Origin of the sequence: Pseudonocardia sp. TRM90224 (assembly GCF_021245725.1) — a bacterium.
Taxonomy (GTDB): Bacteria; Actinomycetota; Actinomycetes; order Mycobacteriales; family Pseudonocardiaceae; genus Pseudonocardia.
The window spans coordinates 67,558-91,928 of record NZ_JAJGSX010000005.1 but is presented as its reverse complement, the minus strand read 5'-3'; the positions used below and the strand labels follow the sequence as shown (position 1 = coordinate 91,928).

Sequence of the window (24,371 nt, the reverse complement as noted above, 5' to 3'; positions counted from 1 at the left end):
CGCGGCGGTGTGATCTCCCCGTTTCGTGATCAGGATCGTGATCACGGCATGTACGCCACGACGTCGGCTGTCCCGATCGTGACGAACCCGCCGGTCACCGGGCTGAAGCTGGTGCCGTCGGGGCCGGCCGCCCCCGGCACCCGCCAGCGTTCTTCGAGGTCGGGCAGCCCGCGGGCGACGACGTCGTCACCGTCGGCGCCGTAGACCGCCCCGCCGGCGACGGTGAACCGCTCGTAGCCGCGCATCGGCACCGTCACGAGGTCGGCGCCGGTGGTCGCGTCGAGAACGGTGATGTTGTTCTCGCCCACCTCGAGCGGGGTCGGGACACCGCCGACGGTCAGCACATCGGTGACGACGTGCTCGCCCTCCCAGCGCACCGCACCGGTCGCCCGGTCGAGCACCGCTGTGTTGCCGCCGGACTCGCCGCCCTCGAGGATCAGCGCGTCGGCGCCCGATGCCGCAACGGACGATCGCCCCACCCGCGGCAGGGATGCCGGCGCCGTCCACCGCGGCTCGCCGGTCGTGGTGTCGTACGCCATCGCCGAATCGCGGGCGCCCTCCTCCTTGCGGGTCACGACGACCAGGTCACCCACGACGGAGGCGTCGCCGAACGGCTCGCCCGTGTGCTCCCACAGCGGTTCGCCGGTCGCGAGGTCCAGCACCCCGAACGTCGAGTGCTTCGGCTCCTCCACGAGCAGCGCACCGTCCTGCAGCCGCACGTCGCGGCGGGTCCGCCAGCGCTCCTCGGTGGAGGCGCGGTCGATCCCGACCTGCCCGCGCGGCGTGTCGACGATCAGCATCTCCGCGGTCGCCGAGACGATCGGGAGCGGCGCGTCGGCCTCGCCGTCCCACAGCGGCCGAGCGTCGGCGCCGTCGATCACCGTCAGCGCCAGCTCCCGTCCCGGGACTGCGACGGCCACCGCGACCGCGGGCGCCGAGTCGGGTCCGACGATCTGCAGCGCGGCGATGCTCCCCGGAGGTGCCTGCGCGGTCCACATCGTGGCGCCGGTTTTCGGGTCGAGCCTGCGGACGGTCGTCGGCTCGGCCGTCTCCACCTTGCCCGGCTCGGCCGTGGCGATCACGGAGCCCTGCACGCGTGCGGTCCCACCGGGGGCGAGGGCGACGCGCCACCGCTCGACGGGGGCCGTGGCGGGCGCGAGCGGCAGGTCGACCAGGCCGAAATCGGCGCTCCAGGTCTGGCTGGGGACCGGCGGGGGCAGCGGCGCGCGTGATCCCAGCATCCCCGAGCACGCAGTAGCGCCCGTCAGGACGGCAGCGATCACCACGGCTGACGTTCGGCGCATGAGCGAAACCGTAAGGCCGGGTGGTCCTACGCGGTCAAGCCGGTCGGACGAGGAGGGCCACCGGGTAGCGCGCGAGCAGCGACGCGAGAGCGGGGGCGGAGCCGTCGACCTCGGTGTCGGTGATGATGTCGTGCCAGTCGGATGCGCCCTCCGGGAGCGGGAGCACCGTCGAGGCGTCCCACCCGCCGCGCGCCGCCAACCCGACCGGGAGCCTCGTCGCCACCGCGACCAGCGACGACGACCGCGCGAACGCCACCGCGTGGGCGGCCGCAGGACCTTCGGCGTGCAGCGGCCGGTAGCCGGTGAACACCTCGGGCCGGTACCGCCGCAGCCGCAGCGCGCTGAACGTCACGAGCAGCTTCGCCGCTCCCTCGGCGTCGACCGGCGGCAGCCAGCCCTCGTCGAGGCGGGTCAGCAGCTCCTGGCGCAGCGCGAAGTCGACGGGCCTGCGGTTGTCCGGGTCGACGAGCGAGTACTCGAACAGCTCCGTGCCCTGGTAGACGTCGGGCACGCCGGGGCCGGCCAGCTGCAGGAGCTTCTGGCCGAGCGAGTTTGACCAGCCCGGGCCGCTGATGCGGGCGACGAACTCCTCGATCTCGGCGCTCACCACCGGATCCGCCATGACCGCCGCCGGCCACGCGGCGACCGCCTCGTCGACCTCGGCCACGGGCTCGACGTGGCTGGTCGCGAGCTTGGCCTCCTTGGAGGCCTTGCCGAGGTACGCGGCCATCCGCTCGGGGGTGATCGGCCACGCGCCGACGAGGTTCTGCCACGCCATCAGCTCGAGCGACCGCTCGGGCAGCGGGTGCGCGGCCGCCCAGCGGCGCATGCGCTCGGCCCACTCGGCCGGGATCTCGGCGAGCACGGCGAGGCGGGCGCGGACGTCCTCCGACCGCTTGGTGTCGTGCGTCGACAGCGTGGTCATCGTCTGCGGCCACGACGCCTCGCGCGCCGCCAGCGCCGAGTGCAGCTCGGCCGGCGCGACCCCGAAGCGGGACGGGTCGCCGCCCACCTCGTTGAGCGCGACGAGCCGGTTCCAGCGGTAGAACGTGGTGTCCTCCACGCCCTTCGCCATCACCATCCCGGACGTCTGCTGGACGCGGGTGGCCAGCTCGCCCTGCGGCTCGGCCAGCATCGCCGCCGAGATCGTCGCCAGCTCCTCGCCCAGGTCGGGGCGGTGCGTACGTGCGACCGACACGGCGGTGTCCAGCGCGTGGCGGCCTTCGGGGAGGTACGAGCGGTAGACCGGGAACCCGCAGAGCAGCTCGGCGACGGCCTCGCGCAGCCGCTCGGGCGTCACCTGCGAGAGTGCAGGCAGCTCGGCAGCGACCCTGGCGATCCGGTGCACCTCCGCCGCGAGGATCGTGCCGGCCACCTCCTGGCGCGCGGCGTGCTCGGCGGAGTGCAGCGACTCCTTCCGCCCGATGTGCTCGGCGGTCAGCTGGGTGAGCAGCCCCGCGCCCGCGGGGTCGACGAACACACCCTGGAGCTCGCGCAGCGCCTCGTACCCGGACGTGCCGTTGACCGGCCACGACGGCGGCAGCTCCTCGCCGACGCCGAGGATCTTCTCCACGAGCAGCCAGCGCCCCGGACCGATCGCCGCGCGCAGCCTGCGCAGGTAGGCGCCGGGGTCGGACAGGCCGTCGGGGTGGTCGACGCGGATGCCGTCGACATCGCCGGCCTCGACCCAGCGCAGCACCTCCCGGTGGGTGGCCTCGAACACCTCGGGGATCTCCACCCGCACCGCGGCGAGCGTCGAGACGTCGAAGAACCGGCGGTAGGTCAGCTCAGCCGCCCCGCGCTTCCACGAGACGAACCGGTAGTGCTGCCGCTCGTGCACCTCCTGCGCGGTGCCCTCGTCGCCGGTGCCGGGCGCGACCGGGGCTGCGTGCTCGTAGTAGCGGAGCTCGGAGCGGTCGTCGGAGAGCGACAGCTCCGAGAGCGCCTTCTCCTCGTCGGCGTCGAGCACCGGCAGCAGGATCGGGCCGGCCGCCCACTCGATGTCGAAGAACCCGGCGTAGGGGGACTCCGGCCCGTGCGCGAGCACGTCCCACCACCACGGGTTGGCCTTCGCCAGCGCGACGCCGACGTGATTGGGCACGATGTCGAGCACGAACTGCAGGCCGCTCTCGCGCACGGCCGCGACGAGCGCGCTGCGCCCCTCCGGCCCACCGCGCTCCGCCGACACCCTGGTCGGGTCGACGACGTCGTAGCCGTGGTTGGAGCCGGCGCCCGACTCCAGCAACGGCGACGCGTAGAGCGCACCGACCCCGAGCGCGCTCAGGTACGGCAGCAGCTGTGCCGCCTGCTCGAACGTCATGTCCTTCGAGAACTGCAGGCGGTAGGTGGACGACGGGGCGGGCACCACGGGTCTCCTCGTCGGGCTGTGGGTGCGGGGGATCAGGGAATGCGCTGCAGCACCAGCACGGACCGGGCGGGCGCCACCAGAGCGGCGCCGTCGCCGATCGTCGGGGGCTCGGCCGCGACGATGCCGGGCCCCGAGGCGAGGTTGACGACCTCACCCTTCGCGGAATCGACGACCACCGCCCACCGCGCGCCGTACTCCGGCCCGGGCAGGGTGACCTCGATGTCCTCGTAGTGCGCGTTGAGGCACAGCAGGAACGAATCGTCGGTGACCCGCTCGCCCCGGTTGTCGATCTCGGTGATGCCCTCGCCGTTGAGGAACGCCAGCACGCACTTGCCGAAGCCGGAGTCCCAGTCGTGCTCGGTCATCTCCTCGCCCGACGGGGTGAACCAGGCGATGTCCGCGATCGGCGCGTCGACGTCGGAGCGGCGGCGCGGGCGGATCGGGCGGCCTGCGAAGAACCGGCGCCTGCGGAACACCGGGTGCGCATGGCGCAGCGCGATGACGCCGGCGGTGAACCCGATCAGGCCGGCGTTCTTGTCGGCGAGCGACCAGTCGACCCACGCCGTCTCGTTGTCCTGGCAGTACACGTTGTTGTTGCCCTGCTGGGTGCGGCCGAGCTCGTCGCCGTGCAGCAGCATCGGGACGCCCTGGCTGACCAGCAGCGTGGTGATGAAGTTGCGCTGCTGGCGGGCCCGCAGCTCCAGCACGGCGGTGTCGTCGGTCGGGCCCTCCACACCGCAGTTCCAGGAGCGGTTGTGGCTCTCGCCGTCGTTGCCGCCCTCCTGGTTGGCCTCGTTGTGCTTCTCGTTGTACGAGACGAGGTCGGCCAGGGTGAACCCGTCGTGCGCGGTGACGAAGTTGATCGACGCGAACGGCTTGCGGCCGTCGTCCTGGTAGAGGTCGGAGCTGCCGGTGATGCGGGAGGCGAACTCGCCGAGCGTGCCCGGTTCGCCGCGCCAGAAGTCGCGGACGGTGTCGCGGTACTTGCCGTTCCACTCGGTCCACAGCGGCGGGAAGTTGCCGACCTGGTAGCCGCCGGGCCCGACGTCCCACGGCTCGGCGATCAGCTTGACCTGGCTGATCACCGGGTCCTGCTGGACGAGGTCGAAGAACGTCGAGAGCCGGTCGACGTCGTAGAACTCGCGCGCCAGCGTGGAGGCGAGGTCGAAGCGGAAGCCGTCGACGTGCATCTCGGTGACCCAGTAGCGCAGCGAGTCCATGATCAGCTGCAGGGTGTGCGGGTGGCGCACGTTGAGCGAGTTGCCCGTGCCCGTGTAGTCCATGTAGTACCGCGGGTCGTCCTCGACGAGCCGGTAGTACGCGGCGTTGTCGGCGCCCCGCATCGACAGCGTCGGGCCCATCTGGTTGCCCTCGGCCGTGTGGTTGTAGACGACGTCGAGGATCACCTCGATGCCGGCGTCGTGCAGGTCGCGGACCATCGCCTTGAACTCCTGCACCTGGTTGCCCGGCCGGTTGCCGGGCATGGCGTAGGCGTGGTGCGGGGCGAGGAACGCCATCGTGTTGTAGCCCCAGTAGTTCGAGAGGCCCTTCTCCTGCAGGTGGTGGTCGTTCAGGAACTCGTGCACCGGCATGAGCTCGACGGCCGTGATGCCGAGGTTGGTGAAGTGATCGATCATCGCCGGGTGCGCGAGGCCGGTGTAGGTGCCCCGCAGGTCCTCGGGGATGGCCTTGTTGGCGATCGTCAGGCCCCTGACGTGCGCCTCGTAGATCACCGTCTCGTGGTAGGGGATGCGCGGCGCGCGGTCGGAGCCCCAGTCGAAGAACGGGTTGACCACCACCGACTTGGGGACGTACGGCGCCGAATCGGTCTCGTTGACGGCGTCGCCGTCGCCGAACGGGTAGCCGAACACGGCCTCGTCCCACTTGACCGGGCCGTCGACGGCCTTCGCGTAGGGATCGATCAGGAGCTTGTCGGGGTTGCAGCGCAAGCCGCTGGCGGGCTCGTACGGGCCGTGCACGCGGTAGCCGTAGCGCTGCCCGGGCTCGATGTTGGGCAGGTACCCGTGCCACACGAAGCCGTCGACCTCGAGCAGCCTGATGCGCCGCTCCTTGCCCTGCTCGTCGAAGAGGCAGAGCTCGACCTTGTCGGCGACCTCGGAGAAGATCGCGAAGTTGGTGCCGGACCCGTCGTAGGTGGCGCCCAACGGATAGGCGTGGCCCGGCCACGGCCGCATGACTGCCTCGATTTCCCGGCCGCGGCCGCTCTTCAGAACCGATCCCGACAACGCGCAAAGGCTACCGGGGTGCCCCGACAGGCTGCCCGCTGTGGCAGCGCGTTACACAAGTCGCGAGGGGAAACCCCCGGTCGCGACCGGTCCCCACCGCGTCGGGGTGATCCTGATCAACGCCTTGCCCTGCGTGGTCATCGCGGAGCGGTACTCGTCCCAGTCGGGGTGCTCGCCGGAGATCGACCGGAAGTACTCGACGAGCGGCTCGAGCGCGTCGGGCAGCGTGAGCAGCTCGGCGTCGCCGTCGACCTGCACCCACGGGCCGTTGAAGTCCTCGGACAGGACGATGACCGACGCCTTGCCGCCGCGGGCGACGTTGGCGGCCTTCGCGCGCTCGGGATAGGTGGAGACGACCACCCTGCCCGCGGAGTCGACGCCGGCCGTGACGGGGGAGCCCTGCCAGCCCCCGTCACGGCGCGGCGTCAGAAGGATGACGTGGTGGCGGGTGCTAATGAACTCGGTGAGCGCCGCGCGGTCCACGGTCGTGTTGGTCGCGATGGTGCGTGCCATCGGTCGAGCCTACGGGCGGGGCGCCTTGCGGAAGAACGGCGCGGAGCGCGGGTGGAACATCAGCGCGAGCGCGGTGAAGACGGCGAGCACGTGCAGCGCGCGCAGCGCGGTGATCGCGAGCGTCGGCCCGTCGGCGGTGGCGAGGAACTCCACCGGTGAGCCGCCGGCGAGCCACCAGGTGATCGGCTCGAGGATCAGCGAGAGCGTCCCCACGACGCCCAGCCCGATGGCCAGCGTCCAGCGGACCGGGTTGTAGCCGGTGCGCAGCGCCAGCACGATCGCGACGACGACGGCGTAGATCCCGAAGCGCATCGCGAGCGCATCGAGGGTCGGCGCGTCCGGGAGCTGCATGCGCACGACCGCCTCCCCGACGCCCGCGGCGACGGCGAACAGCCAGGTCAGGACGGCGAGGTTGACGGTGGCGGGCACGGTCTTGCGGGTGATCGTTGTCATGCGGAGAAGTGTTCGCCTGCGGCGGGCGGCGGGCTGCCGTGCGCGCCCCCGGGTGTGGGTAGGGCAAACCCGACTGACGAGGCGCCGGGCAGGGCAGGAAAGCCACTTTCCTGCCCTGTGAGGGCCGGAAAGTGGCTTTGCTGCCCTCTCGCGCGGAACGCGTACATCCCGGCCGACCGCCGCGAGCGGTCGATCGCCGACTAGTGTCATCCCCGATGAGCACCGTGTTCTCGAAGATCATCGACGGCGACCTGCCCGGCCGGTTCGTGTGGGCCGACGACACCGCCGTCGCGTTCCTGTCGATCAACCCGCTCGGGCCGGGGCACACGCTCGTCGTCCCGCGCGCGGAGATCGACAAGTGGGTCGACGCCGAGCCTGCGCTGCTGACGCACCTCATGAGCGTGTCGCACGCCGTCGGCGCCGCGATCGCATCGGTGTGGCAGCCGCCGCGGGTCGGGCTGATGGTGGCCGGCTTCGAGGTGCCGCACCTGCACGTCCACGTCTTTCCCGCATCGGACATGGCGGCCTTCGACTTCGCCAACGCGGCCCCCTCCGTCGACGCCGCGGAGCAGGACGAGATCCGCGACGCGCTGCGGGCCGCGCTGCGCGACGCCGGGCACGGCGCGAACGTCCCGGACTGACCGGGTGCAGCTCGTACTCGTCAGGCACGCGCTGCCGGAGCGCATCCACGGGTCAGACGAGCGCGGCCCCGCCGATCCGCCGCTGACCGAGCTGGGGGAGCGGCAGGCGAAACGGCTGGTCGAGGCGTTGGGGACGGACATCGCGGGCCTGTACTGCAGCCCGCTCGCCCGGGCGCGGGGCACCGCCGCTCCGCTCGCTGCCGCGATCGGCCGCGAGCCGGAGATCGTCGACGACCTCAGCGAGTACGACCGCACGTCGGCGAAGTACGTCCCGGTGCACGAGATGGCGCGGCTCGATCCCGCCGCGTGGGAGCGGATGCTGGCCGGACTGCTGCCGGCGGACATCGACGTCTCCGCGTTCACCGGGCGCGTCGATGCCGCGCTGGAGGCGATCGTCGCAGCGCACCCCGGCCGGGAGACAGCCGTCGTCGTCGCGCACGCCGGCGTGATCAACGTGTGGCTCGCGCACCTGCTCGGGCTGGCCCGGCCGCTCACGTTCCCGCTCGACTACACGGGCATCACCCGCGTGATCGCCGGCCGCGACGGACGACGCGCGGTGCGCACGGTCAACGAGATCGCGCACGTGGCGGACCTGCTGCTGCCGGCCTGACCCGACCCGACCCGACTACCCGCAGTCGCGACACCACGGGCCGGGGTTGCCTGGAAAGCCACTTTGCAGGCGTCTGGTGCCGGGAAAGTGGCTTTCCAGGCAACCTGCGGCCGCCGACGTGTCACGGGCTGTCACGGTGCGGTTTAGGGCAGGATCGGTGGATGTCGACGAAGCAGGTCGTGGGTGTCCCGCGCGAGGTCAAGAACCACGAGTACCGGGTGGCTCTCACCCCGGCCGGCGTGCGCGAGCTCACGAGCCGCGGCCACGACGTTCTCGTCGAGCACGACGCGGGCGCCGGAGCGGGCCTGCCCGACGACGAGTTCGTCGCGGCGGGCGCGCGGATCGTCGCCGACGCCGACGAGGTCTGGGGCGCGGCGGGGATCGTCCTCAAGGTCAAGGAACCTGTCGCGGAGGAGTACCACCGCCTGCGCCGCGACCTGGTGCTCTTCACGTACCTGCACCTCGCGGCGTCGAAGGAGTGCACCGACGCGCTCGTCGACGCCGGGACGACGGCCGTGGCGTACGAGACGGTCCGGCTGCCCGACGGCACGCTCCCGTTGCTGGCGCCGATGAGCGAGGTGGCGGGTCGGATGGCGCCGCAGGTGGGCGCGCACCACCTGCAGCGCACGGTCGGTGGGCGCGGTGTGCTGCTCGGTGGGGTGTCCGGGGTGCCGGCCGGCAAGGTCGCGGTGCTCGGCGCCGGGGTCTCCGGGATGAACGCGGCGACGATCGCGCTCGGCTTCCAGGCCGAGGTCGTCGTGCTCGACACCAACATCAACCGGCTGCGCCAGATCGACTTCACCTACCGCGGCCACCTGCAGACGGTCATGAGCAACGCGTTCGAGGTGGAACGGGCCTGCCTGTGGGCCGACCTGGTGATCGGCGCCGTCCTCGTGCCCGGCGCGAAGGCGCCGACCCTGGTCACCAACGAGCTGGTCTCGCGGATGCGGCCGGGTTCCGTGCTCGTCGACATCGCGATCGACCAGGGCGGATGCTTCGCCGACTCACGTCCGACCACCCATGACGACCCGGTGTTCCGGGTGCACGACTCGATCTTCTACTGCGTCGCGAACATGCCCGGCGCGGTGCCGAACACGTCCACCCGCGCGCTGACGAACGTCACCCTGCCGTACGTGATCGCTCTCGCCGAGCGCGGCTTCGAGGCCGCGGTCGAGGACGACCCCGGCCTCGCGGAAGGGGTCAACACGGTGGCGGGGCAGGTCGTCCAGCGCGAGGTCGCCGCGGCACACGGCATGGCCGCCACCCCGCTGGCGGACGTGCTGGCGCAACGCCGGGGCTGAGCCGCCCCGGCCGTGAATGGGGCTGCACGGACGGAGGCAAGCCTGCCCTCCGCTGCGGCCACCAGGGGAATGTTGATCACCCGCCATGCCTCCGTTCGCCTGGACGCAGTGCATCGTTCGGGCGATGGGTCGTAACGCCTGCTGACTTGGTGCGTACGACTGCCTACTCTGAGTTGACGTCCGTAGTGGCCGTTAGGCTCGGGTCGAGGGGGCGCGACCGGATGAGACGTGCGGGAACAGGTATGGCGCAGGTCTTCTCCGTCCCCGAGTTCCGCGTGATCTGGGCCGCCGAGCTGCTCTCGGTGGGCGGCGACCAGCTCGCCCGCGTCGCGCTGGCCGTGCTCGTATTCGGCCGCACCGGCTCGGCGACGCTCGCCGCGACGACGTACGCGCTGACGTTCCTGCCCGCCCTGCTCGGCGGCGTGCTGCTCTCGTGGCTCGCCGACCGCTGCCGGAGGCGCGAGGTCATGGCCGCGACCGACGTGGCACGTGCCGGGCTGCTGTGCGTGATGGCCGTGCCCGATCTGGAGCTATGGGCGCTGTCCGGCCTGCTCGTCGTGGTCGTGCTGCTCGGCGCGCCGCACTCCGCGGCGCAGGGCGCGCTGATGCCGCAGGTGCTGGAGGGGGAGCTCTACGAGCGCGGGCTCGCCGTCCGGCAGATCAGCAACCAGACCGCGCAGCTGGTCGGTTTCGCCACGGGCGGCCTGCTCGTCGCGGCCATCAGTCCGTCGACCGCGCTGCTGGTGGACGCCGCGACGTTCGCGCTCTCGGCCGTCGTGGTGCGGTTCGGGCTGCGCAACCGGCCGCCTGCGGCCGCAGGTGCGGCAACGGAGTCGTCCGGCGGGTTCCGCGGCGTCGTCTCCGGCGTCGTCGCGATCGTGACCGACCCGCGCCGGCGCGCACTGGTCTTCCTCGCCTGGCTCGTCGGCTGCTACGTCGTGCCGGAAGGCCTCGCGGCGCCATACGCCGACCAGGTCGGCGCGGGCACTGCCGTCGTCGGGCTGCTGATGGCCGCCGACCCGCTCGGCAGCGTCCTCGGCGCCTGGCTCTTCGTGCGCTACATCCCGTTCGCGGTGCGGGAGAAGCTGGTCGGCCTGCTCGCGGCGGCGGCCGGCCTCCCCCTCCTGCTGATGCCGCTGAACCCGGGCATCCCCCTCACCCTCGTCCTCTGGGGCATCTCCGGGATGTTCTCCACCGCGTACCTGCTGCAGACGCAGGCGAGCTTCGTCCGCGCCACCCCCGACGCCGGCCGCGGCCACGCCCTCGGAGTGGCCGCCTCCGGCATCGTCGCAGGTCAGGGCGTCGCGGTGTTCCTCGGCGGGCTCCTCGCCGACACCTGGACGCCCTCGGTCGCCATCGGCGCGTTCGGGGTGATCGGGGTGGTGCTGTCGCTCACCGGTGCGGTGGCGTGGTGGCGGGCGAACGGCGAGCGGGCACAGCAGTTTGAGCAACCGGCGGCTGCGCTCCGCGGTGCGTGACACCCTCTGCGCGGTGTCCTCTGCATGAGTGTTGGGTCGCATTCCACGCTGGTACTCAGGCGTGCACAATGGATCTCCGCGTCGTCGAGGGAGATCATGGCCGTGGCATCGAGTGCTTCGGACAGGCCGGGACCGCCGGGCGGTAGGTCGGAGAGGACGAGGGACTCCACCTTCGGTGGCCTGCCCCTCGGGGCGATCGCCCTCGTCGTCGCCGTCGACGTGGTGGCCGGTGTCGCGCTCGTCATCGCTGTTGTCGTGACGGTGCCCGACGGCTTCGAACCGACGCAAATCGGGTGGACCGCGATCCTCACGGCGCTGGGGCTCTTGCACGTCGAGTTCGGTCTACGCATCGAAGGGTACGAGCGCGCGCGGCGGCGGACACCCGACGTGGTCTTCATCGATCTGTTGTCGGTCTGGACCTTCGCGGCGAGCCTTCTGCTTTCCCCGCTCCTCGCCGCCGCGCACGTGGTGGTCGTCGACCTCTACAGCTGGTGGCGTCGCGGTCGGCTGCGGCCGCGGTACCGCCAGCTGTTCACCGTTGCGACGATCGTCCTCGCTGCGCTCGCGGCCGGCGCCGTCGCCAGGTGGGCGGGGACAGGGACCCCGAACGGCTCGATGCCGGTGTTCGCATCCGGCCTCGCGATACTCGTCTACACAACGATCAACACCGGCCTCGTCGCGGGCGCCATCGCTGTCAGCTCGCCGCGTCCGACCCTCGCCACGACGCTGGGGCGGTGGGACGAGAACCTGCTGGAGATCTGCGGTCTGGTACTCGGCGCACTCGTAGCCGCGGCGATGACGCTACAACCGCTGCTGGTGCTGTTCGTGTTGCCACCGTTGCTCGTCCTGCACCGATCTGTGCTCGTGCGCGAGCTCGCCGAATCGTCCAGGACCGACCCGAAGACGGGCCTGCTGAATGCGCAGGCGTGGCAGGCGGACGCGGCGCAGCTCGTGCGGGGTCCGTTGCCTCGCGGTGGCCGCCGCGCCGTGCTCGTGCTCGATCTCGACCACTTCAAGGCGGTGAACGACACGCACGGACACCTCGTCGGTGACCATGTGCTCGCCGCCGTGGCCGCAGCGTTGCGCGGCGAGCTTCGCCAGCAGGATCTCGTCGGGCGCTTCGGAGGTGAGGAGTTCGTCGTGCTCCTCGGCACCACGCCCAACGGCGAGCCGTTCCCGCTCGCGGTGGCCGAGCGGATCCGGCGACGGCTCGCGGCGCTGCGGGTCGAGTTCGACGCTCCGGACGGTCCGGCGGCGCTGCCGGGCCTGACCGTCTCCATCGGTGCAGCCGTTCAGCACGAGGACGGCGTCGATCTCCGGTCGTTGCTGCAGCGGGCCGACGCCGCCCTCTTCGCGGCCAAGAGCGCCGGGCGCAACACCGTGCGGATCAACGCGCCGGCGTGAGCCGGGCGCCGATGCCGTTCGTGGACCGCTCGCGCGGGGAGCGGTCCACGCTCAGTGGGTGGAGGCTCATCCCCAGTCGTGTCCGCGCATGGCCGGCTCCTTTCCGTAGTCGTTGGTAGCGGAGTGTTGCGACCGAATCGGCCATGTGTGTGCGTCGGACGAATTTCAGCAGATTCGACGAATTCATTGTCACTCATCGAAGCCGATCCAATCCATCGTGTGACTGGGTACGCAAATTGGACTACGCTCGCCCGACATACCTCCGAAGTAGGGTCCAGATGTCGCAAGAGCCAGCCGAACAGCGCATAGCGAAGAACCCCGATCGGCCCTGGCGGGTCCACGCCTGGTCGATCTGGGAGATGCCGCTGCACCTGGTCGTGTCGATCGTGCTCGTCGAGCTGGTCGCGCTGGGCCTCACAGCGCTGCACGTCGTGAGCGGTAGCGCCCCCGAGTACGACGACCTGTTCAGGGGGGCGCTGCTCGTCGGGCTCGGCCTCGTGCATACGGAATGCGTCGCGCGCACCGAACGCGTGCGGCGGCGGGTCTCGATACCGCACTACATCAACATGACCTCGGTCTGGATCTTCGCGGGCGCCCTCGTTCTTCCGCCGGTGCTCGCCGTTCTGCTGGCGGTGGTGCTGCAGCTCCATATTTGGATCAGGACCGCTCGGCCGCGGGTTCCCTACTACCGGAACGCATTCACCACCGCGACGATGGTCCTGGCCTGCCTCGCGGCCGCCGGTGTGACGGAGCGCATCCACGAGCGGGCGGAGCACGTCGACCCGGATCTGCTCGGCATGCTGCTCGCCCTGCTCGTCTTCACCGCCGTGAACACGGCGCTCGTTGCCGGCGCGATCGCGTTGAGCACGCCCGATCCCTCAGTCTCGACGATGGTCGGGCATTGGGACGACAACGTGCTCGAGGTCGCCATGCTGTCGCTCGGAGCGCTGGTGGCGACCGTTCTGATGGTCAATCCCTGGCTCGTCCTGCTGGTCCTGCCGCTGCTCCTCGTGCTGCACCGGGCCGTTCTCGTGCGCCACCTCGAAGAGGCGGCGACGACGGACGGCAAGACCGGGTTGCTCAACGCTGCTGCCTGGCACACTCGAGCCGAGCAGCGCCTGAGCAAGCGGTCTCGGCGGGATGAGATACGTGCCGTGCTGGTGCTCGATCTCGACCACTTCAAAGAAGTCAACGACTCGCACGGCCATCTCGCCGGAGATCAGGTGCTCGCGGCCGTTGCGAGCGTTCTGCAAGCCGAGGTCCGTAGCCAGGACCTGGTGGGTCGGTTCGGCGGTGAGGAGTTCGTCGTGCTCCTCACCGCCGCGGCGGACGCCGAGCAGGAACTGGCGTTCGTCGCGGAGCGGATCCGGCGGCGGGTCGCGGATCTGCAGGTCGAGGTTCCGACGGCGGACGGTCCGCTGACCGTCGAAGGTCTCAGCGTCTCCGTCGGCGGCTCCGTCCATCCGCGAGACGGGCATGACCTGCGCGCACTGCTGCAGGTAGCAGACTCGGCGCTGTACGCGGTGAAGCGGGCCGGACGCAACGCCGTCCGGATGAGCACGACCGGACCGCCGCGTTCATGGACGGGCGAGGACGTGCGCTTCGGCCGCTGACGACCGTGCACAGCTTCGATGGCCCGTGCACACGTTGGATCATGTGCACGGAGCGACGAAGCTGTGCACGGCTGTCTCGCCGGCTTTCGTGGTTGTGATGGGTTGTCTTCAGCCCCAGCCGTGTCCGCTCATGGCGTTCTCCTTCCGGTTCGTCGGTTCGGGTGTGATGTGTTCAGCCCCAGCCGTGTCCGCTCATTGCGCTCTCCCTCCGGTTCCGTAGGTTGTGTGGCGTGGTCGAGCTCAGCCCCAGCCGTGTCCGCTCATGGCGTTCTCCTCTCCTTGATCTGGTCGCCGAGAAGCATCCGATTCCCGACGCGGGTGCGTGGTGACCCGTCCCCAGCAACGTGGCTGGCCGCCGGCCTCGTCGGCGCGCCCCTGGGCGGCAACGTGGGCAAGATCACTTTATTTGTATAGAACGTCGTCATATTGTCACGCGGCGGCACTGACCGATTCGTCGCAGTGACGAACTGCGCCCCGTGCATTAAGATCGCCGTCGACGCTCTCCCGGGTTAGGGTTCACATGCCGCACGATGCCGCCGATCAGTCGAGATCGAATGCGCCCATTCGTTTCTGGCATGCCCGCAGCTGGCCGATCTGGGAGATGCCGCGCCACCTCGTCACCTCGATCCTGCTGGTGGAGCTGACGACGGTCGGGCTGATCGCCGTCGCGGTCCTCGCACGGCCCCTGTCCAGCGGCGACGACCTCATGCGTGCAGGGCTGCTCCTGGCGCTCGCACTGGCGCACACCGAGGGCGCGATGCGGGTGGAACGGACGAGGCGGCGTATCGCGCTACCGCACTACATCGACCTGAGTTCGGTATGGATCTTCGCTGCGGCGCTCGTTCTGCCACCGGTGCTCACGGTCCCGATCGTGATCATCGTTCAGTTCCAGATTTGGCTCCGCACCGGACGACCGCGGATTCCCTGCTACCGGAACGTCTTCACCACTTCGACAATGGTGCTCGCGGCGCTGGGGGCGTCCCTCGTCTCCGCCAACATCAGCAACGGGGCCACCTTCGCGGGTGCGGACATATTTGCGATCGTGTTGGCATTGCTGTGCTTCACGACGATCAACACGGCGCTGATCGCCGGAGCCATCGCGATGAGCAGCCCGCAACCGAGGCTCAGCACGATGGTCGGGCACTGGGACGACAACCTCTTGGAGCTCTCGACCCTAGCGCTGGGTGCGCTCGTCGCCACCGCGCTCGTCATCAACCCGTGGCTCGTCCTGCTCGTCCTTCCACCTTTGCTCGTCCTGCACCGCTCCGTGCTCGTGCGTGAGCTGGAGCAGGCCGCCAGCACCGACAGCAAGACCGGCCTCCTGAACGCCGCGGCCTGGCACCGGGAGGCGGAGCGGGAGCTGCGGAAGGTGACCCGCAAGAGCGATCTCCGTGCCGTCCTCGTGCTCGACCTCGACCACTTCAAGATGGTCAACGACACCCATGGCCACGTGGCGGGCGATCATGTGCTCGCTGCGGTGGCGGACGCGTTGCGCGCCGAGGTGCGCGACCAGGATCTGGTCGGCCGGTTCGGTGGGGAGGAGTTCGTGGTGCTCCTCGCTGGATTGGAGCACGGGGAGCGTGACCTCTCCGTCGTGGCCGAGCGGATCCGGCGGCGGGTGGCGGGGCTGCGGGTGGAGATCCCGACGGCCGACGGGCCGCTCACGGTGGCGGGACTGAGCGTCTCGGTCGGGGGAGCGGTGCATCCTCGCGACGGCGCTGACCTGCGCTCATTGCTCCAGCTCGCCGACGCCGCCCTCTACACGGCCAAGCGTGCGGGCCGCAACGTCGTGCGGATGAGCCACGACGTCCCGGCCAAGGAGCACGCTGTGCGGCCCCCGTTGCCGGGTGATGTCGCCGAGCACACTGTTGACGGACAGTGACTGCACGTGCACTCATGTCCACCCCGATGAGCGATCAGATCCCCCCTGACACACCTCGTGGGGCTCACTAACCTCGCCGAGTAACACCGTTGCAAGTCGGGAGGAGGGACGCGGACGTGAGCGCTCCGGCGGTCCCTGTCTCCCCGGGTTGGGCACTCTGGAAGCTCCCCATGCGCGCTGTCGTGGGGGTCCTCGTCGTCGAGGGCGCCGCCATCGCGGTGATCGCGGGGGAGGCCCTCGCAGCGCCGCCGACGGCCGGGTTCGCGCTCGCCGCGTTCGTCGCGCTGCTGAGCATCGTGCATACGGAGCTGGCCACTGGCATCGAGCGCATCCGCAGGCGGACGGCCGAAACGTCCTACTTCGACCTCAGTTCCGTCTGGACTTTCGCCGCCGCGCTGCTGCTCCCGCCGATCCTCGCCTCCGCAGTGATCATCGTCGTCTACGCGCACCTCTGGCAGCGTGTGTGGCGGCCCGCGAAGGTCCCGCTCTACCGGCACGTCTACACCACCGCGACGGTCGTGCTCGCCGCGACCGCGGCCCACACGGCCGTCGAGCGGGCGGGTGGGCTGCCGGGCGACCCGACGGACATGGCGGGCGTTCTGGGCGTCTGCGCCGCCGTCGTGATCTACGTCGGGGTCAACACCGTGCTCGTCGCGGCCGCGATCGCGCTCAGCAGCACCGAGGGGGTGAGCGTCCGCGACCTCATCGGCAGGCTCGACGACAACGCGCTCGAGATCGCGACCCTCTGCATGGGCGCGCTCGCCGCCGTCGCGCTCCAGGCGACGCCCGGACTGATCGTGATGGCGCTGCCGCCGATACTCGTGCTGCACCGGGCGGTGCTCGTGCGGCAGCTGGAGGAAGAGGCCAGCACCGATGGCAAGACCGGCCTGCTCAACGCCGCCGCGTGGCAGACCCAGGCCGCGCGGGCCGTGCGCCGGGTCCAGCGCGGTGTTGGCGGCGCCGCGGTGCTGATCCTCGATCTCGACCACTTCAAGCACGTCAACGACGACTACGGCCACCTCGCGGGCGACGACGTGCTCGTCGCGGTCGCGTCGTCGCTGCAGTCGGTGGTGCGCGAACAGGACGTGGTCGGCAGGTTCGGCGGCGAGGAGTTCGTCGTGCTGCTGCCCGACCTGCCCCTCGGCCCGCCCGGGCGCGCCGAGCTGGCGAAGGTCGCCGAACGCCTCCGCGCGACCGTCGCTCGCCTCGACGTTACGGTCGACACCGCCGACGGCGCGCTGACGATCACCGGGCTGTCGATCTCGGTCGGCGGCGCGACCGTCCCCGCCGACGGCACGGCGCTCGACCAGGTGCTCAAGGCCGCCGACGCGTCGCTGTACGCCGCGAAGCGGGCCGGCCGCAACCTCGTCCGCATCGCCGGTGCGGCCGAGATTCCCGTGCAGCGCACGGGAGAGGCATCGCGAGCGGCAACGAGCTGAGCCGGGAGTTGATCACCGCAAGGGCCGCGACCAGGCTGAAGACCGCGGGAACACCGGAGGAAGGCCTGCGCTCGGCGACCTTCCGTAAGCTGGGCGGGTGATGGTTATGCGATCCGTTCTTGGGCCGGCCGACCTGAAGAAGCTCGATCTGGAGCAGCTCGTCACGCTCGCCGCCGAGATCCGCCGCAAGCTGATCAATTCGGTGGCCCGCACCGGCGGGCACCTCGGCCCCAACCTCGGCGTCGTCGAGCTCACCATCGCGCTGCACCGGGTCTTCGACTCTCCGCACGACACGCTGATCTGGGACACCGGCCACCAGGCCTACGTCCACAAGATGCTCACCGGCCGCCAGGACGGCTGGGAGCAGCTCAAGAAGACGGGCGGGCTCGCCGGCTATCCCTGCCGCGCCGAGAGCGAGCACGACCACGTCGAGAACAGCCACGCGTCCACCTCGCTGTCGTGGGCCGACGGCATCGCGCGCGCCTACGCCCTCACGAACCAGGACCGGCACGTCGTCGCGGTGATCGGCGACGGCGCGCTGACCGGCGGCATGGCGTGGGAAGCGCTGAACAACATCGCCGCGAGCCGCGACCGCAACGTCGTGATCGTCGTGAACGACAACGGCCGCTCCTACGCCCCGACCATCGGCGGTGTCGCCGACCGCCTCGCCACCCTCCGGCTCCAGCCCGGCTACGAGCGGGTGCTCGACGCCGGCAAGCAGGCGCTGCGCCGCACCCCGGTCGTCGGCAGCGCGCTCTACGCGGGCGTGCACGCGGTCAAGGCGGGCGTCAAGGACGCGCTGAGCCCGCAGGAGCTGTTCTCCGACCTCGGGATCAAGTACTTCGGCCCCATCGACGGCCACGACATCAGGGCCATGGAGTCGGCGCTGCGCCGGGCGAAGCGCTTCGGCGGGCCAGTGATCGTGCACGCCGTCACCCGCAAGGGCAACGGCTACCCGCCGGCCGAGAACGACGTCGCGGAGCAGATGCACAGCCCGCCGGCGTTCGACCCCGAGACCGGGCTGCCCACCGCGCCGCCCTCCGTCGGCTGGACGAGCGTGTTCGCCGAGGAGATGGTGAAGATCGGCGCCCGGCGCCCCGACGTCGTTGCGATCACCGCCGCGATGCTCGGCCCGACCGGCCTCGTGCCGTTCTCCGAGGCCTACCCCGACCGGTGCATCGACGTCGGCATCGCCGAGCAGCACGCGCTCACCAGCGCGGCCGGGCTCGCGCACGGCGGGCTGCACCCGGTCGTGGCGCTCTACTCGACGTTCCTGAACCGGGCGTTCGACCAGCTGATGATGGACGTCGCGCTGCACCGCCAGGCCGTCACGCTGGTGCTCGACCGGGCGGGCGTCACCGGCAACGACGGTCCCTCGCACAACGGGATGTGGGACCTGTCGATCCTCGGGGTCGTGCCGGGCATGCGGGTGGCCGCGCCGCGCGACGCCGGGACGCTGCGCGAGGAGCTGGCCGAGGCCGTCGCCGTCGACGACGGGCCGACAGCCGTGCGGTTCCCGAAGGGCGCCGTGATCGAGTCGGTGCCGGCGATCCGCAGGGTGGAGGGCGTCGACATCCTGCACGAGCCCGTCGGCGAGGACGAGTCGACCGTGCTGATGGTGTGCGCCGGCGCGTTCGGGGAGCTGGGGGTCGCGGCGGCGCAGCGGCTGGCCCAGCAGGGTGTTGCCGTCACCGTCGTCGACCCGCGGTGGGTGCTGCCCGTGCCGCAGGTGCTCGTCGACATGGCCCGGTCGCACCGCCTGGTCGTCTCGATCGCCGACTGCGGGCGCCACGGCGGCTTCGGCTCCGCGCTCGCCGACGTCCTGCGGGCCGCCGAGTGCGACGTCCCGATGCGGGACATCGCGATCCCGCAGGAGTTCCTCGACCACGGCAGCCGCGCCGACGTGCTCGCCGCGGCCGGGCTGACCGCGCAGGACGTCGCGCGGCGGGTCACCGAGTGGGCGGCCGCGATCGCGTCGGTCCGCGAGCACGACTCGGAGCAGGCCCGCTGATGCGCGTACTGGTCGTCGAGGACGAGCAGCCGCTCGCCGACGCCGTCGCCCGCGGGCTGCGACGCGAGGGGATGGCCGTCGACGTCGCCTACGACGGCGACAGCGGCCACGAGAAGTGCGTAGTGACCAGGTACGACGTCGTCGTGCTCGACCGCGACCTGCCCGGTATGAGCGGCGACGAGCTGTGCGGCCAGATCGCTGCCTCCGGCTCCACCACCCGCGTGCTGATGCTGACCGCGAGCGGGACGCTCGCCGACAAGGTCGACGGGCTCTCCCGCGGCGCCGACGACTACCTCGCCAAGCCGTTCGACTTCCCGGAGCTCGTCGCGCGGTGCCGCGCGCTGGGCCGGCGAGCGACCCCGGCCGTGCCGCCGCTGCTCGTCGCGGGCGACATCGAGCTCGACCCCGCCAAGCGCACCGTCCACCGGTCGGGTCGGCCCGTCGAGCTGACCCGCAAGGAGTTCGGGGTGCTGGAGGTGCTGCTGTCCGCCGCCGGGGCGGTGGTGAGCAGCGAGGAGCTGCTGGAGCGGGTATGGGACGAGAACGCCGACCCGTTCACGACCACCGTGCGGGTCACCGTCATGACGTTGCGCAAGAAGCTCGGTGAGCCCGGGATGATCGAGACCGTGGTCGGCGCGGGGTACCGGGTGCCGGCGGCAGGCTAGGTTCTCGGTGTGACGGGCCGAACCGGGCTCCGCCCTCGCCTCACGCTGGTCAGCACCGCGCTGGTGGCGCTGGTCAGCGCGCTGCTCCTGTGGCTCGGATGGCTGCTCGTGGGCGGGGTGGCGGGGTCGTTGCCGTCGCTGCCGGCGGGCAGCACCGTGCGGGTCGGGGATGTCGTGGTGCCTGCCGAGCAGCTCTCGCAGGCGGTCGGCGCGGCCGCGCGCAACGACGTGCTCAGGGCCGGCCTGGTGGCGTTCCCGCTCGTCGTGATCGCCGCGGCGGTGGTCTCGTGGTGGCTCGTCGGGAGGGTGCTCGGGCCGCTGCACGCCGTGACGGCGACGGCGCGGCGGCTGACCGTCGAGTCGCTGGACACGCGCACCGGGCTCCGCGACGCGCGCGGCGAGGTCGCCGAGCTGGCCGCCGGTTTCGACGCGATGCTCGACCGGTTGCAGGCGGCGTTCGACGCGCAGCGGCGGTTCGTCGCGAACGCGAGCCACGAGCTGCGCACGCCGCTCTCCGTGCTGCGCACCGAGGTCGACGTCACCCTCGCCGATCCCGACGCCGACATCGAGGAGCTGCGCCGGATGGGCGCCGTCGTGCGCGACGCGACCCGCCGCGCGGACGACCTCGTCGCGGGATTGCTGCTGCTGGCGCACACCGAGGGCGCCGAGCTGACGTCGGTGGAGCCCGCCGACCTCGCGGACATGGTCGTACGGCCGCTGGGCGCGATCGGCTCGGAGGCGGCGCAGCGGGGCATCAGCGTGCTCGTGCGGACCGCGCCCGCACCGGTGCGCGGCGACGCCGTGCTGCTGGAACGGGTGGCGGGGAACCTGCTGGAGAACGCCGTGCGGCACAACGTGCCCGGCGGCTGGATCGAGGTCACGACGGGGCAGCTCGAGCAGACCTGCGAGCTGCGGGTGGCATCGAGCGGCGCCGAGATCCCCGCCGACCGGGTCGCCGAGCTGTTCGAGCCGTTCCGCCGCGGTCCGGTCGAGCGGACCGGACCGGTGCCCGGCTCGGGCCTCGGCCTCTCGATCGTCCGCGCGATCGCCGTCGCGCACGGGGGAGCGGTGCACGGCGAACCCGTCCCCGGTGGCGGCCTCGCGGTGACGGTCCGCCTCCCCGCCACCCCCTGACGCGAGTCCCCCGCCCCAACGTCAGCGGGCGTGTCCCACGTTTCGGCGCGCGAGTCCCACGTTCCATCGCGCGAGTCCCGCGCTGCAGCGGGCGAGTTCCACGTTCCTACGGGCGAGTCCCACGTTCCTGCGGGCGTGTCCCGCGTTCCTGCGGGCGTGTCCCGCGTTTCGGTAGGCGTGTTCCGCGTTTTGGCGGGCGTGTTCCGCGTTTCGGTTGGCGTGTCCCACGTTCCTGCCGGCGTGTCCCGCGTCTTGGTGGACGTGTCCCGCGTTGGCGGATGACCGAAACGTGGCACTCATTTGCCGAAACGTGGGACTCGCCGGCCGAGGCGTCGGACTCGCCCCTCCAAACGTGGGACTCGCCCCTCCAAACGTGGGACTCGCCGACTGAGACGTGGAACTCGCCGTGCTGGAACTGTCGACTCACCGTGCTGGATGTGTCGACTCGCCGTGCTGGATGTGTCGACTCACTTGGCGGTGGTGTGGAGGGCGGCGTCGAGCTTCTCGGCCAGCAGCTCGATCTGCCACTCCCGGGCGCCGCCCTTGCGGAGGGCGGTGGGGATGTCGCCGTCGGGGGGCGGGGTCCAGCAGAGGCGTCGGAGCAGGTCGGGGAGCAGCAGGTTCTCGACCGGGACGGATCGTTCCTCGCTGGTCGCGAGCAGGACGGCCCGGGCCGCGGCGAGGCGCGCGGCGGCGTCGGGGTCGCGGTCGGCCCAGCGGGCGACGGCCGGCGGGCCGTCGTTCGGTGGGCTGGCGGCGGGCAGCCCGCTCGGTTCGAGCGCGGCGGCCTGGGCGAGCGCAGCGAACCAGTAGTTGGTGAGCCGGCGCTGCGACCGGCCGCGGAACACCGGCATCGCGGCGAGCGCCTGGGCCGTCGGCGGCGCGGAGAGCGCGGCGTCGACGATCGCGGCGTCCGGGAGCACCCGGCCCTGGGCGATGTCGCGTTCGGCGGCGAGCTTGTCGCGCGCCTCCCACAACGCCCTGACGGCGGCCAGCGCCCGCGGCTTGCGGATCTTGTGGATGCCGGAGACCCGCCGCCACGGCTCCGCGCGCGGCGCGGGCGGCCCCGCGGTGCGCACGGCCTCGAACTCCTGCTCGGCCCACTCGAGCTTGCCCTGCTCGGCGAGCAGCCCGGCCAGCACGTCCCGCAGCTCGACGAGCACCTCGACGTCGAGCGCGGCGTACACGAGCCAGTCCTCGGGGAGGGGCCGGCGCGACCAGTCGGCGGCGCCGTGCCCCTTCTCCAACGTCAGCCCGAGCAGCTGCTCGACCAGCGGCCCCAGCCCGACCCGCGGCAGGCCGGCGAGCCGCCCGGCCAGCTCGGTGTCGAAGAGCCGTTCCGGCTGGATGCCGACCTCGGCGAGGCAGGTCAGGTCCTGGCTGGCCGCGTGCAGCACCCACTCGGGACCGGTGAGCGCCGGGGCGAGCGGCGACAGGTCGCCGCCGAGCGGAATCGGATCGACCAAGGCCGTACCCGCACCGGCTCTACGCAGTTGTACGAGGTAGGCGCGTTGCGAATAGCGAAAGCCCGAGGCCCGTTCCGCGTCGACGGCGATCGGTCCGTCACCGGCCGCGAATTCCTGCGCGGTCCGGTCGAGCTGCGCGCGGTCCTTGACGACAGCGGGCAGCCCGTCAGCCGGTCGCAGCAGCGGGACCGGTGAGGCGGGAGCGTCCAGTAGTTCTTCGGTCAGCGGATGACCCCGGCACGCATCGCCAACGCCACCATCTGGGCGCGGTCGCCCGTGCCGAGCTTGCGCCCGATCCGGGAGAGGTGGCTCTTCACGGTGAGCGCGGAGAGGCTCAGCGCCTCGCCGATCTCCTTGTTCGACTGCCCGTCGGCGACGAGCTGCAGCACCTCGACCTCACGCGCCGACAGCTCGCGCGGGGTGTTGTCGGTGCCGGGCACCCTGGTGCCGGTGGCGAGCAGCGGCGCGACCGTCGGGTCGGCGTAGACGCCGCCGTCGAGCACGCGCTTCACGCCGTCGGTCACGATCGCCGCTGACGCCGACTTGAGCAGGTACGCCTGTGCGCCGGCCTGGAAGGCCGAACGGACGGCGTACGGGTCGTCGGACGATGCCAGCACCACGAGGCGGTTCCAACCGAGGGAACGCAGTTCGGTCACGAGATCGAGACCACTCCCATCGGGGAGGCCCAGATCGAGGATCGCCAGGTCGCACGGGCCGTTGGCATGTGCCCTGGCCCTTGCCTCGGCGACCGAGGACGCCTCGTAGACCGTGCCTGCGCCCATCGAGCGCAGTCGCGCGGCGATCGCCTCGCGAAGGAGCGGGTGGTCGTCGACCACCAGCACCGAGAACAGCTCTTCCCGCGGGTGCGGAACCATCGCGGGCGACAGCACTGCACCTGGTGTACCGCGCACGGGTGCGCCCTGGCCCACAACGGCCACGTCACTACCTCCCTGGAGTCGGTCGTTGCCCCCCGACCCGCACCAGTACCTCGTGCGGTGAGAGGTGACGTCCGGCCGCTCGAGGAGGTGTCGTGGAGGAAGCCTAGCCCCCCAAGCGGTCTAACGTCGTGTATCGGATCGAACTTGGCCGGGTGAAAGTTACAGCCTTGTCGATACCGATCCACCCGACCGGGTGAGCGAAGTGATCACGGCGAGCGCTGAAAGTGCTGGTGAACACGGCGATTCAGACGGATCGGTGGATCAACGGAATCGCGCCGGCCGGTGGCAGCCCCGCGGCGGCGGCGACCATCTCGCAGAAGGCCTCCGCGTGTGGCGCGAGGTCTTCACCCGTTGGTGTCCACGAAGCGCGCAGTTCGACGTCGTCGTCGCGTCGCGGTCCCGCGATGTCGCCGAACCGCACCGACGACGTCTGTGTGACCGTGCCGCCCAGCGCCACGTACTCGGCGCCGGCGTGTTCCAGCGCCTCCGTCAGCCACGACCAACCGACGACGGGTAGCATGTCGTCGCCGAGCTGCTCGGGTTCCAGCCGGGCCTGGACGAAGCAGACGAATCGGAACGTCCCTTCCCACGCGTCCTGACCTGCGGGGTCGTGCAGCAGGATCAGGCGGCCGGACGTGTCGGGCTCGTCGAGGTCCGCCCCGGGCGTGCCGGCGTCGGCCTCGACGCTGAACGCCCACGTGTAGGGCGCGAGCCGGGGCGGAGCGTCGAGCGCTGAGACGAACAGTTCGGGTCGTGGGCGCATCGCGTTGATCGATTCGACTGCGCGCCGGAACTCGGGTGGTGGGGCGCTCGCGTCGGACACGAGCCGGGACTCTAGGTCGATCGTGGTGCTGGGACCGGCAGGCGCGCCGGGATGGCCGCGACCGGGCCGCGGCCGGGTGCGC

19 protein-coding genes are annotated in these 24,371 nt (G+C 71.4%); 11 read left to right on the top strand and 8 right to left on the bottom strand.

The window, feature by feature from the left end:
- Positions 1-41: 41 nt before the first annotated feature.
- From LL648_RS09680 to LL648_RS09660, 5 genes are all read right to left on the bottom strand, one after another.
- A complete protein-coding gene (locus LL648_RS09680) occupies positions 42-1,304 on the bottom strand; it encodes an outer membrane protein assembly factor BamB family protein (RefSeq protein ID WP_232662126.1) in 1,263 nt (420 codons plus the stop codon).
- Between the two features lie 34 nt (positions 1,305-1,338).
- Positions 1,339-3,669, bottom strand: a complete 2,331-nt coding sequence (gene treY, locus LL648_RS09675) for a malto-oligosyltrehalose synthase (RefSeq protein ID WP_308190281.1) — start codon at positions 3,667-3,669, stop codon at positions 1,339-1,341.
- A gap of 35 nt (positions 3,670-3,704) precedes the next feature.
- Positions 3,705-5,867, bottom strand: coding sequence for a glycogen debranching protein GlgX (glgX, locus tag LL648_RS09670; protein ID WP_232662306.1), 2,163 nt, complete (start codon positions 5,865-5,867; stop codon positions 3,705-3,707).
- Positions 5,868-5,969: 102 nt separating this feature from the next.
- On the bottom strand, positions 5,970-6,431 hold the full coding sequence (locus LL648_RS09665) for a PPOX class F420-dependent oxidoreductase (RefSeq protein ID WP_232662125.1): 462 nt from the start codon (positions 6,429-6,431) through the stop codon (positions 5,970-5,972).
- A 9-nt stretch (positions 6,432-6,440) separates the two neighbouring features.
- Positions 6,441-6,884, bottom strand: coding sequence for a hypothetical protein (locus tag LL648_RS09660; RefSeq protein ID WP_232662124.1), 444 nt, complete (start codon positions 6,882-6,884; stop codon positions 6,441-6,443).
- A gap of 215 nt (positions 6,885-7,099) precedes the next feature.
- Between LL648_RS09660 and LL648_RS09655 the strand changes: the two genes are divergently transcribed.
- The 11 genes from LL648_RS09655 to LL648_RS09605 all read left to right on the top strand — a co-directional run bounded on the left by LL648_RS09655 (position 7,100) and on the right by LL648_RS09605 (position 21,062).
- Positions 7,100-7,525 carry an HIT family protein gene (locus LL648_RS09655; protein WP_232662123.1) on the top strand — a complete coding sequence of 142 codons (426 nt, stop codon included), beginning with the start codon at positions 7,100-7,102 and terminating at the stop codon, positions 7,523-7,525.
- Positions 7,526-7,529: 4 nt separating this feature from the next.
- The gene (locus LL648_RS09650) at positions 7,530-8,135 is read left to right on the top strand and encodes a histidine phosphatase family protein (protein ID WP_232662122.1); all 606 of its coding nucleotides are present in this window, start codon (positions 7,530-7,532) and stop codon (positions 8,133-8,135) included.
- 161 nt (positions 8,136-8,296) lie between these two features.
- Positions 8,297-9,436 (top strand): alanine dehydrogenase, encoded by a 1,140-nt coding sequence (ald, locus tag LL648_RS09645; protein ID WP_232662121.1) that lies wholly within the window; start codon positions 8,297-8,299, stop codon positions 9,434-9,436.
- Between the two features lie 242 nt (positions 9,437-9,678).
- Entirely contained in the window at positions 9,679-10,914 is a 1,236-nt protein-coding gene (locus LL648_RS09640; protein ID WP_232662120.1) for an MFS transporter, read from the top strand.
- A 102-nt stretch (positions 10,915-11,016) separates the two neighbouring features.
- Positions 11,017-12,318, top strand: a complete 1,302-nt coding sequence (locus LL648_RS45130) for a GGDEF domain-containing protein (protein ID WP_232662119.1) — start codon at positions 11,017-11,019, stop codon at positions 12,316-12,318.
- A 143-nt stretch (positions 12,319-12,461) separates the two neighbouring features.
- On the top strand, positions 12,462-13,931 hold the full coding sequence (locus LL648_RS09630; protein WP_232662118.1) for a sensor domain-containing diguanylate cyclase: 1,470 nt from the start codon (positions 12,462-12,464) through the stop codon (positions 13,929-13,931).
- 601 nt (positions 13,932-14,532) lie between these two features.
- The gene (locus LL648_RS09625) at positions 14,533-15,813 is read left to right on the top strand and encodes a GGDEF domain-containing protein (RefSeq protein ID WP_232662117.1); all 1,281 of its coding nucleotides are present in this window, start codon (positions 14,533-14,535) and stop codon (positions 15,811-15,813) included.
- 170 nt (positions 15,814-15,983) lie between these two features.
- Positions 15,984-17,252 (top strand): GGDEF domain-containing protein, encoded by a 1,269-nt coding sequence (locus LL648_RS09620; RefSeq protein WP_232662116.1) that lies wholly within the window; start codon positions 15,984-15,986, stop codon positions 17,250-17,252.
- A 97-nt stretch (positions 17,253-17,349) separates the two neighbouring features.
- Positions 17,350-19,263, top strand: coding sequence for a 1-deoxy-D-xylulose-5-phosphate synthase (gene dxs / locus LL648_RS09615; protein ID WP_232662115.1), 1,914 nt, complete (start codon positions 17,350-17,352; stop codon positions 19,261-19,263).
- Positions 19,263-19,928, top strand: a complete 666-nt coding sequence (locus LL648_RS09610) for a response regulator transcription factor (protein ID WP_232662114.1) — start codon at positions 19,263-19,265, stop codon at positions 19,926-19,928. The genes dxs and LL648_RS09610 overlap by 1 nt, the downstream gene beginning before the upstream one ends.
- Before the next feature lie 9 nt (positions 19,929-19,937).
- The gene (locus LL648_RS09605) at positions 19,938-21,062 is read left to right on the top strand and encodes a sensor histidine kinase (protein WP_232662113.1); all 1,125 of its coding nucleotides are present in this window, start codon (positions 19,938-19,940) and stop codon (positions 21,060-21,062) included.
- Positions 21,063-21,529: 467 nt separating this feature from the next.
- Here the strand turns inward: LL648_RS09605 and LL648_RS09600 are convergent, their stop codons facing one another.
- From LL648_RS09600 to LL648_RS09590, 3 genes are all read right to left on the bottom strand, one after another.
- Positions 21,530-22,753 carry an HRDC domain-containing protein gene (locus tag LL648_RS09600; protein ID WP_232662305.1) on the bottom strand — a complete coding sequence of 408 codons (1,224 nt, stop codon included), beginning with the start codon at positions 22,751-22,753 and terminating at the stop codon, positions 21,530-21,532.
- The gene (locus tag LL648_RS09595) at positions 22,750-23,403 is read right to left on the bottom strand and encodes a LuxR C-terminal-related transcriptional regulator (protein ID WP_232662112.1); all 654 of its coding nucleotides are present in this window, start codon (positions 23,401-23,403) and stop codon (positions 22,750-22,752) included. The genes LL648_RS09600 and LL648_RS09595 overlap by 4 nt, the downstream gene beginning before the upstream one ends.
- A gap of 307 nt (positions 23,404-23,710) precedes the next feature.
- Positions 23,711-24,289 carry a DUF3000 domain-containing protein gene (locus LL648_RS09590; protein WP_232662111.1) on the bottom strand — a complete coding sequence of 193 codons (579 nt, stop codon included), beginning with the start codon at positions 24,287-24,289 and terminating at the stop codon, positions 23,711-23,713.
- Positions 24,290-24,371 lie beyond the last annotated feature (82 nt).